Source organism: Gordonia sp. DT30 (assembly GCF_049844915.1).
Taxonomy (GTDB): Bacteria; Actinomycetota; Actinomycetes; order Mycobacteriales; family Mycobacteriaceae; genus Gordonia.
This window is the reverse complement of sequence record NZ_JBNCLY010000017.1, coordinates 98,733-106,890: the sequence shown is the minus strand read 5'-3', so window position 1 is coordinate 106,890 and position 8,158 is coordinate 98,733. Positions and strand designations below refer to the sequence as shown.

General features: G+C 68.9%; 10 protein-coding genes. 2 read left to right on the top strand and 8 right to left on the bottom strand.

Features of this window, described 5'->3' with window-relative positions:
- A partial coding sequence (locus tag ACLQ3C_RS16020) for an HNH endonuclease (protein ID WP_425706079.1) occupies positions 1–99 on the top strand: 99 nt, incomplete at its 5' end.
- A 180-nt stretch (positions 100–279) separates the two neighbouring features.
- Here the strand turns inward: ACLQ3C_RS16020 and ACLQ3C_RS16015 are convergent.
- The 3 genes from ACLQ3C_RS16015 to ACLQ3C_RS16005 are packed head-to-tail and all read right to left on the bottom strand — an operon-like array spanning position 280 to position 2,584.
- Entirely contained in the window at positions 280–663 is a 384-nt protein-coding gene (locus ACLQ3C_RS16015) for a DUF427 domain-containing protein (protein ID WP_425706074.1), read from the bottom strand.
- Positions 660–1,190 carry an SRPBCC family protein gene (locus ACLQ3C_RS16010; RefSeq protein ID WP_425706073.1) on the bottom strand — a complete coding sequence of 177 codons (531 nt, stop codon included), beginning with the start codon at positions 1,188–1,190 and terminating at the stop codon, positions 660–662. The genes ACLQ3C_RS16015 and ACLQ3C_RS16010 overlap by 4 nt, the downstream gene beginning before the upstream one ends.
- Before the next feature lie 20 nt (positions 1,191–1,210).
- The gene (locus ACLQ3C_RS16005; protein ID WP_425706072.1) at positions 1,211–2,584 is read right to left on the bottom strand and encodes a glucose-6-phosphate dehydrogenase; all 1,374 of its coding nucleotides are present in this window, start codon (positions 2,582–2,584) and stop codon (positions 1,211–1,213) included.
- 169 nt (positions 2,585–2,753) lie between these two features.
- Between ACLQ3C_RS16005 and ACLQ3C_RS16000 the strand changes: the two genes are divergently transcribed.
- On the top strand, positions 2,754–3,029 hold the full coding sequence (locus ACLQ3C_RS16000) for a DUF6480 family protein (protein ID WP_425706071.1): 276 nt from the start codon (positions 2,754–2,756) through the stop codon (positions 3,027–3,029).
- Positions 3,030–3,051: 22 nt separating this feature from the next.
- Here the strand turns inward: ACLQ3C_RS16000 and ACLQ3C_RS15995 are convergent, their stop codons facing one another.
- The 5 genes from ACLQ3C_RS15995 to ACLQ3C_RS15975 form a co-directional block, all read right to left on the bottom strand.
- Positions 3,052–4,341 (bottom strand): nucleotide sugar dehydrogenase, encoded by a 1,290-nt coding sequence (locus ACLQ3C_RS15995; RefSeq protein WP_425706070.1) that lies wholly within the window; start codon positions 4,339–4,341, stop codon positions 3,052–3,054.
- Positions 4,334–5,269, bottom strand: coding sequence for a glycosyltransferase family 9 protein (locus tag ACLQ3C_RS15990; protein WP_425706069.1), 936 nt, complete (start codon positions 5,267–5,269; stop codon positions 4,334–4,336). The genes ACLQ3C_RS15995 and ACLQ3C_RS15990 overlap by 8 nt, the downstream gene beginning before the upstream one ends.
- A gap of 24 nt (positions 5,270–5,293) precedes the next feature.
- Positions 5,294–5,998 carry an SDR family oxidoreductase gene (locus ACLQ3C_RS15985; RefSeq protein ID WP_425706068.1) on the bottom strand — a complete coding sequence of 235 codons (705 nt, stop codon included), beginning with the start codon at positions 5,996–5,998 and terminating at the stop codon, positions 5,294–5,296.
- Between the two features lie 94 nt (positions 5,999–6,092).
- Positions 6,093–7,463 carry a PfkB family carbohydrate kinase gene (locus ACLQ3C_RS15980; protein WP_425706067.1) on the bottom strand — a complete coding sequence of 457 codons (1,371 nt, stop codon included), beginning with the start codon at positions 7,461–7,463 and terminating at the stop codon, positions 6,093–6,095.
- Entirely contained in the window at positions 7,460–8,023 is a 564-nt protein-coding gene (locus ACLQ3C_RS15975) for a D-sedoheptulose-7-phosphate isomerase (RefSeq protein ID WP_425706078.1), read from the bottom strand. Before ACLQ3C_RS15975 ends, ACLQ3C_RS15980 begins: the two co-directional genes overlap by 4 nt.
- Between the last annotated feature and the right edge of the window lie 135 nt (positions 8,024–8,158).

Here is an 8,158-nt window from a genome sequence, read left to right as displayed (position 1 = left end):
CGGCATCCGTGGCTGATCCCACCCGCCACGGTCGATCCCCGACGACGACCGCTGCCGGCCTACAACCGGCGCACCCTACGCCTCGACAGCGCTGCCTGAAACCGGCCGCCTGACACCAGCCGCCTGAACTCAGCTGCTTGAAACTGCCCTACCCACAACGCCTTTCTGACCCTGCACCCGGCTTGCCGGGACCGCGACCGTTCGTTGAGAACTTCATAGGGCTTCGGCCCACGCCCCGTGTATGGCGACACGTGAAAAGATGGCGACACGTGAACGCGGCTACGCAGGCTCTTCGGTCTCGATGCGTACGGCGTCGGGGTAGAACGCGAGATGGTCGGCGATCGGCGCGACGGCCTGGTACGGATCGGCGTAGAACCAGGCCTTGTCTGCGGCCGCGGTGCCGTCGGCGGCTCGCAGCCCGTGATATCCGGCCTCACCCTTGTACGGGCAATAGGTGGAATGTGCACTGTCGGTGAGTACCTGCGCATCGACGTCGGCACGTGGAATGTATTGCACTGGTGGGTATGTCGCCTCGCGCAGAGTCAGCGCATGCGTGGTGTCGGCGATCAGTTGATCGCCGAACCATATCCGCACCCGACCCGGTGTGGGATCGACGGTGATCGGATGGGTGGCGTCCGGGATGAGAGTGGGACGGTCGGTCATGATGCCTCCTGGTGGTGGATGTTGCTACTGCGGGCGCCAAGCGCCCGCGCGTCGAGGATGCTTGCGGCCTTGTGTAAATCGCCACGCACCGCCGCGGGCGCGAGCGACCGCACCAAGTACAGCGCCGGTGCGGCGAGGACGGGCACGGTCAGGTGCGCACGGGCCCGGACCTTCGTCGACTGCGCCCTGGTCGATTGCACGCAGGTCGATTGCGCGCTGTGGTCGGCGAATTCCAGGCTGAGCGCGGCATCGACCGGCCCCCACCGCCCGATCTCCCGCCAGCGTCGCCCAGCGGTGCTCTCGACGACCTCCATCGCCGAGCTGACGAACGGGACGGCCGTGACGTCGGTCCAACTCGAGCCGACGCCGCCCGGCGTACCGAGATCCATGACGCCGTCGACGCGGCGCAAACTCGCCTGCCACAGTGGGCGGTGACGCGGATCGGTCAGATAGCGGTAGACGTCATCGCGATCGGCGGCGAAATCCACCGTCACATCGGCCACCAACATCCGCATCGTCGGTCCCATGGTTCACGATCCTGCTCTGATCATGACCCGGCTCCCAGCCGGGGCCACGATTCCGGGCCGGAACTGCCGGCCGGATATTCCTCCAGCGGCACCTTGCCCGCGTTCCACGCGTCTATCACGGGTTGCACGATCCGCCAGCACTGTTCGGCCGCGTCGCCCCGAACGGCCAGGGTGGCGTCGCCGTCGAGAATCCCCGAGAGCACCTCCGCGTATGCCCGCAACGACCCATGGCCGAGGTCGGCGTCGAACCCGATCGCCTTGATCTCGAATGGGTTGGCGCCGTCGTGGATGTTGAGTTCCACGCGCATGACATCCGGACTGAACCTCAGCCGCAACACATTCGGTGCCACGGTGCTGCCGAACTGCTCGGGCAGATGGCGCACCGGGCGGAAGGTCAGGGCGATCTCCTTGGTCGCGGGTTCGAGTGCTTTTCCCGAGCGCAGCGTGAACGGCACGCCCTGCCACCGGGCGGTGCGCACCTCGAAGGTCGCCTCCGCCAGGGTCTCGATGTTGCGTGACGGATCCACTCCGTCTTCGTCGACGTAGGACGGTAGATGTTTGCCTCCGGCCTCACCGGCGGTATAGCGGGCCCGACGGGAGTGGGCGACCGGGTCGTCATCCCAGATCTGGACCGCACGCAGGGCCGCGCCGGTCGCATCCCGCAGATCGCGTTCACCCAGCGACGCGGGCGAATCCATCGCGACCACCGACAACAGTTGCAACAGATGGCTTTGCACCATGTCGCGCAGCGCACCGGTCTTCTCGTAGAAGTCGGCGCGGCCCTCGAGACCGAGATCCTCGTCGTATCGGATGACCACGGACTCGATGTGATCGGCGGACCACACCGGCTCGAACATGCGATTGGCAAAACGGACACTGAGCAGGTCGAGCAGCACCGATTGCCCGAGGAAGTGGTCGACGCGGAAAACCTGGCGCTCGGGGACGAGTTCGGTGAGCAACTTGTTGAGCGCGTGCGCGCCGGCTTCGTCGGTACCGAACGGCTTCTCCGACACGAGAATCGTGCCGTCCGGAATGTTCACATCCCGCAACGCTTCACAAGAGCGCTGCGTGATGGCGGCCGGCACCGCGAAATACAGCACTGGCCGACCCTTTGCCTCACCGAGAAGCCGGATGAGATCCGCCGACTTGGTGAGATCCCCTTGGCGGTAGACGGTTTCGCCGGCGAGCGCGCTGGCGGCGGGGCCGGCATCGCTGCCGAAGGCCTCCCGCACCTCCGAACGCCAGTCGTCGTTCGCCCGCTCCGACCGACCGACCCCGACCAGATGCACCTGCCGATCCGGCTCACCGTCCAGCAATTGCCCCAAGGCGGGTAACAGCAGCCGCTTGGTCAGATCTCCGGTGGCACCGAAGATGATCAAGGTGGTCTCGGACATGCTTCTCCTCTGATCGACGCCGATCGACGCGCCGGTGCGGCACCTGTTCGAAGCCTACGCATTCTTCGGCGCGCGCGTCCCGGGTGCAGAGATCGCGGGTGTAGATATCGCGGCGGCGGGTAACCGCTCTGGAAAGAACTCCCACGAGCTCGACGGTGAGGAAACGTAAATGAATCGTGACGACCCCAGTGACAGTGACACCGACCGCCGCACCCAGGACCCAACGAGCGAGGTCAACCCGGACCCATCGCAGACGCCCGGCCTCGAACCGGGCGGTTCGGTGCGCCCGGGCGACACCCCGCCCGAATCGCCGCAGACGTCGGGCCTCTCCCATCAGGAAGCACCGATGGCCCAGCGGTTTCCCTACACGGGGAGACTCGCGCTGGTCGCGGTGGCGCTGATCGTGATCGTGTTCATCCTGGTCGCCATCTTCGTCGTGTGGTGAGTTCCCGGAGAACGTGAATCCTTCACGCCGTCGGGACGATGTCGCAGCGGGCGCGCAGTTCGCGATACTCCGGCCAGTCGGTGAGGATCGCGGCGGCGTCCGCGCGGTCCAGCGCGGCCGCGGCGGTCGGCAACACGTCCACCCCCTCGACGTCCACCACCTCGACGTCCACCACCTCGCCCACCCGACTCGGTGGCGAGATGGTGGGATCGTGACCGACCACCGCCACACGCGCGTCCATCAGGTGCCCCGCGATTCGCAGCGCGGGTGACGCAGCGAGGTCGGCGGTGCCGGCCTTGAAAGTGAGTCCGAGGATGGCCACCGTCGGCCGCTCGGGGTTGCGCCGCCGGGCGAGTTCGGCCAACCGCTGGGCGATCCGGCGCCCGCGGTCGTCATTGGCGTCGACGGCCGCACTGATCGTGGTGAGGCCGATTCCGGTCTCCGACGCGGAGGCCAGCAGCGCCTGACTGTCCTTGGGCAGACACGAGCCACCCCAGCCGGGGCCGGGCGTCAGATGCGCGGGCCCGATGCGCGGATCGAGTCCCATGATCTCGGTGGTGACGCCGATGTCGGCGCCCACCGCGTGCGCCAGGTCGGACAGTTCGTTGACGTAGGAGAGTTTGAGCGCGAGATAGCCGTTGCACGCATACTTCGCCAGCTCCGCCGAGCGGCTGTCGGTGCGGATGAGCGGCGCGTCGAGCCCGTCGTACAGTGCGGCCACCTCGTTCACCGCGTCCGGTGAGGCGCCGCCGACGACGATGCGGTCGGGTTCGAGGAAGTCGTGCAGCGCCCGGCCCTCGCGAAGGAACTCGGGATTGGACACGACCTCGATCTGCCGGTGCGCCAATCGCTTTCGAATGGTGTCGGCGGTACCGACGGGCACCGTCGACTTCACCACGATGACCGAGTCGGCGGCGAGGTGGACGACGACGTCGTCGATCACCGAGTCGGCGACGGAGGTGTCGGCGCTGCCGTCGGGGCGACCGGGCGTGGGCACGCAGACGAAGACCACCGTGGCCGGGGCGAGACGCGACAGCTCGGTGCCGAACAGGAGCCGATCCTCGCTGCGCCCGGCGGCGAATGCGTCATCCAATCCGGGCTCGGCGAGTGGACAGTGCCCCTGCTGCAGTCGGCGCACCTTGTCGGCGTCGTTGTCGATCACCACGACGCGGCAGCCGAGGCGGATCATCGCGGCGGCGGTGGTCGCACCCACGTATCCGGCGCCGATCACCCCGACGGTCCGCGCCTGCCCCGTCTGCGCCTGCCCTGTTTGCGCCTGCCCAGTCTGCGGTTCACCGAATTCGTCACGCATGCAGTACCTCTCTGTTCAGGTCGTCGACGGCAGCGAGCACCTGCTCCGGACGGATCGCGGCCAGGCCGGGAAAGGTCGTGTCGCCGTGAGGGTCTCCGGTGGTGCCGGACCACAGCACGCGATGACGCGGCGAACTCGGTGGGCCCCACAGCGAAGGCGGGGTGGGCCCGAACAGCACCACCGAACTGGTCTGATAGGCGGTGGCGAGGTGCGCGACCCCGGTGTCGCCGCAGATCACCAGGCGCGCGGACGCGATCAGCCCGACGAGCTCGGTCAGATCCTGCCGGCCGGCGAGGACCTGCTCGTCGGGGAGTCCGGCGGCGTTGGCGACCGCGAGCGCGCTGGGCCGCTCGGCCTCGTTGCCGGTCAGCACCACCTCGGCCGAGCAGGCCAGGTTTGCGACGACCTCGGCGAAACCCGACTCGGGCCATCGCCGTGCTGCCGCCGCCGCACCGACGTGCACGACGATCACGCCATCGTGACGCCCGGATGTGTGCGGCCGGTTCAGATGCAGATCCGTCGGGTCGGCGGGCATGTCTGCCCACTCGAGCAGCCGCGTCCACTTACGGGTTTCGTGTAGATCCGCCTGCCACTCCGGACCCGCCACGCCCGGAAGGTCCGGATGGGCGTGCGTGATCAGTTCGCGCGGACGGGTATCGGCAAGCAGCCGGGTGCTCTGCGGCCCGGCACCGTGCAGATTGACCGCGATGTCCACCCGGTCGCACCGCGGTATGCGGGCGTCGAGTCCATTCACGGGCAGCAACCGATCCACGCTGCCGATCTGCTCCACCAGCGGACGCAGGTGGTCCGGGGTGGCCAGGGTGATGTGCGCGTCGGGGTATCCGCGGCGCAATCCCCGCAGGGCCGGGACCGCGGTCAACAGATCGCCGAGTCCCAGCGCCCGCAGCACCAGGATGTTCACAGTCATCTCGGTCTCCGGTCGGCGACCCGGTCAGGGCCAGGACGATTCGGTGGATTCGCACACCACCAGTTCGCGGATCTCGCAACCCGACGGCTGCGACAGGGCGAAGAGCACCGTCTGGGCGACGTCGGCCGGATCGTTGAGGCGCACATCGGCCGGTGGCTTGTACTGGTCGGGCCGACCGTCGAAGAACGCGGTGGACATCCCGCCCGGCACCAGCGTGGTCACGCCCACCTCACCGGCGAGTTCGGCGGCGAGCGCCCGCGAGAATCCGACGACACCGAATTTGGACGCGCAGTATGCGGTGGCGTCCGGCAGCGCCCGCAGCCCCAGCGTGGACGCGCAGGTCACGATGCGGCCGTGCGTCTGGCGCAGATGCGGGATCGCCGCGCGGGCCACCGCCGCGGTGCCGAGCAGGTTCACCGAGATGACCTGTTCCCAAAGCCCGCGGTCCACGTCCTCGAGCCGGCCGCACGCATCCGTACCGGCCGCGGTCAACACGCCGTCGAGGCGGCCGGTGGTCGCGGCCACCAGATCATCGATCGCCTCCCCGACCGCGGCGGTATCCGCGAGGTCGATGCGCCGATGCTCCACGCCCGGTGCGGGTTCGGCCCGGTCGAGGACCAGCGGTGTGCCGCCGGCCTTGCGTACCGCGTCGACGGTCGCCGCGCCGAGACCCGACGCGCCCCCGGTGATCAACACCGTCCCGGGGCTGGTATCTGCTGCAAGTGTCATGTCGGCTCCTGTTCTGTCGGAATGGATCACGATGCTGGTCTGGTCACGATGCCGGTCTGGTCACGATGCTGGTCTGGTCACGATGCTGGTCTGGTCACGATGCTGTGGCCGCGCGGGCGAGGCGGGTGGTGGAGTGACCGGGCACCCGGCCGAGCACGACGACCCGCCCGCCGTGCGCCCGCACCACCGGTGTCTCCGGCATGGCGTCGGGGTCGTAGTCGTCGCCCTTCACCCACACGTCAGGGCGAAGCGATGCCAGCACACGTTCGGGGGTGTCGTCGTCGAAAATGATGACGTCGTCGACACATTCGAGCGCACGCAACACCCGCGCCCGGTCCTGCGCGGGAACCAGCGGGCGGCCCGGCCCCTTGTTGCGGCGGATGGACTCGTCGGAGTTCAGGCACACGACGAGACGGTCGCCGAGCTCACGCGCCCGCCGCAGGAGCGAGATGTGCCCCACGTGCAGCAGGTCGAAACATCCGCCGGTGGCCACCAGCGTGCCGTCGCGACGCGACGTCGCCTCACGGGCCGGACGCAGCAGCAGATCGACCACCGAATCCTCGTCGACGGCCCGGTGCGCCCACTGCTTCGGACCGCCGCCCTGCACCAGTGCCGAGGCGACCCCGACGGCGTCGGCGACGGCCTGCCGGACGTCGCGTCCACCGGCCAGGGCGACGGCGGCCGCGGCGGCGAAAGCATCACCGGCGCCGCAGGTATCGAGCGGCATCGTCGCGAGCTCGGCCGGGATCACCGGAGGCGCCGACGCACTCGTCGCCTCCTCGGCGATCAGGACGGCTCCATCGGCGCCGCAGGTCACCACGATCGACGACGCACCCGACCAACACCGTGGTGTATCGGCAGGCGCACTGCGCCAATCGAATCCGAGTCGCGCCGCCTCGTCGGCGTTGGGGGTGATCAACGTCGTGCCCCAGACCGGGTCGTGGCCCCGCGGATGCGGATCCCAGACCACCGGCGTACCGCGCAGCGCGGCCTCGGCGACACGATCGCGCAACCAGCCGATCGCGGTGACGCCCCGGCCGTAGTCGGACACCAATACAGTCTCGGCGGATCCGATCGCGTCGCAGGCCTTGTCGATCGGCACGTCAGCACGTGCGACGCCGTGGCCGGTGTCGACCCGGGTGACCAGCGCGCCGTCGGCGATGATCCTTGTCTTGCAGACGGTTTCGCCGTCGAGCGGCAACGCCACGACGTCGACGTGCTCGGCGAGCGCGGCCTCGAGCCGCTCGCCCGCGGCGTCATCGGCCAGTGCGGTCACCAGGGTCACCTCGGCACCCCGGCGCGCCGCGAGAATCGCGGTCAAGCCTGCGCCACCGGGGCTCTCGCGGCATTCGTCGGCGTCGACGACCGGCGCCGTCGGCGCTTCCGGCGACGTCCGGGTCGACGTGCCGACGATGTCGCGGTCCAGCAGGGTGTCACCGATGACGACGACTCGCGGCGCACTCATACGCGCACCCCCAGTTCGCTGTCGAGGCCCAGGCACAGGGCGTGGATCAGCATCAGGTGGATCTCTTGTACGGTCGCCACCGTGTCCGCTTCGACCGCGATGTTCTCGTCGCTGCTCCCGGCGAGCGAATTGGGTGCAGGCCCGGTGATCGACCACGTCCGCAGCCCCATCTCCTGTGCCGCTTTCGCGGCCGCGAGGATGTTGCGACTCTCGCCGCTGGTCGAGAGCAGGAATACGACGTCTCCGGGCCGGCCGTGCGCGCGGACCTGCCGCGCAAACCCGCTTTCTTCGCCGTAGTCGTTGCAGATGGCGGTGAGCGCGGTGCCGTCGGAGTGCAGCGCGATCGCCGAGAGCGGATGCCGGTCGTAGCGGAAGCGGCCGACCAGTTCACCGGTGAGATGCTGCGCCTCGGCGGCACTCCCACCGTTGCCGCACACCAGGAGTCGCCCGTCGTGGGCGTACATGTCGGCGAGTCGAGTGGCCCACGACCGGATCACCGGAGCCGCGGACGTGGCGGCCTGCGCCGCTCGGGACAACGCGGCGAAGTGCTGTTCGATCATGTCGGTCTCCCAACCGTCGTCGGTGGCGATTCCGGAGCGATCCGGAGAGTCGTTGTGCGTCAAAGGATTCTGGTGCCACAGCGAATCCACCGCAGCGACGACCGCATCGGGTGCGATGGAGTCCAGGCACGGATG

Coding starts and splice junctions, on each gene's coding strand:
- ACLQ3C_RS15985 (WP_425706068.1), bottom strand. CDS start 5,998: ATGACACTTGCAGCAGATACCAGCCCCGGGACGGTGTTGATCACCGGG.
- ACLQ3C_RS16005 (WP_425706072.1), bottom strand. CDS start 2,584: ATGTCCGAGACCACCTTGATCATCTTCGGTGCCACCGGAGATCTGACC.
- ACLQ3C_RS16000 (WP_425706071.1), top strand. CDS start 2,754: ATGAATCGTGACGACCCCAGTGACAGTGACACCGACCGCCGCACCCAG.
- ACLQ3C_RS15980 (WP_425706067.1), bottom strand. CDS start 7,463: ATGAGTGCGCCGCGAGTCGTCGTCATCGGTGACACCCTGCTGGACCGC.
- ACLQ3C_RS15995 (WP_425706070.1), bottom strand. CDS start 4,341: ATGCGTGACGAATTCGGTGAACCGCAGACTGGGCAGGCGCAAACAGGG.
- ACLQ3C_RS16010 (WP_425706073.1), bottom strand. CDS start 1,190: ATGGGACCGACGATGCGGATGTTGGTGGCCGATGTGACGGTGGATTTC.
- ACLQ3C_RS15990 (WP_425706069.1), bottom strand. CDS start 5,269: ATGACTGTGAACATCCTGGTGCTGCGGGCGCTGGGACTCGGCGATCTG.
- ACLQ3C_RS15975 (WP_425706078.1), bottom strand. CDS start 8,023: ATGATCGAACAGCACTTCGCCGCGTTGTCCCGAGCGGCGCAGGCCGCC.
- ACLQ3C_RS16015 (WP_425706074.1), bottom strand. CDS start 663: ATGACCGACCGTCCCACTCTCATCCCGGACGCCACCCATCCGATCACC.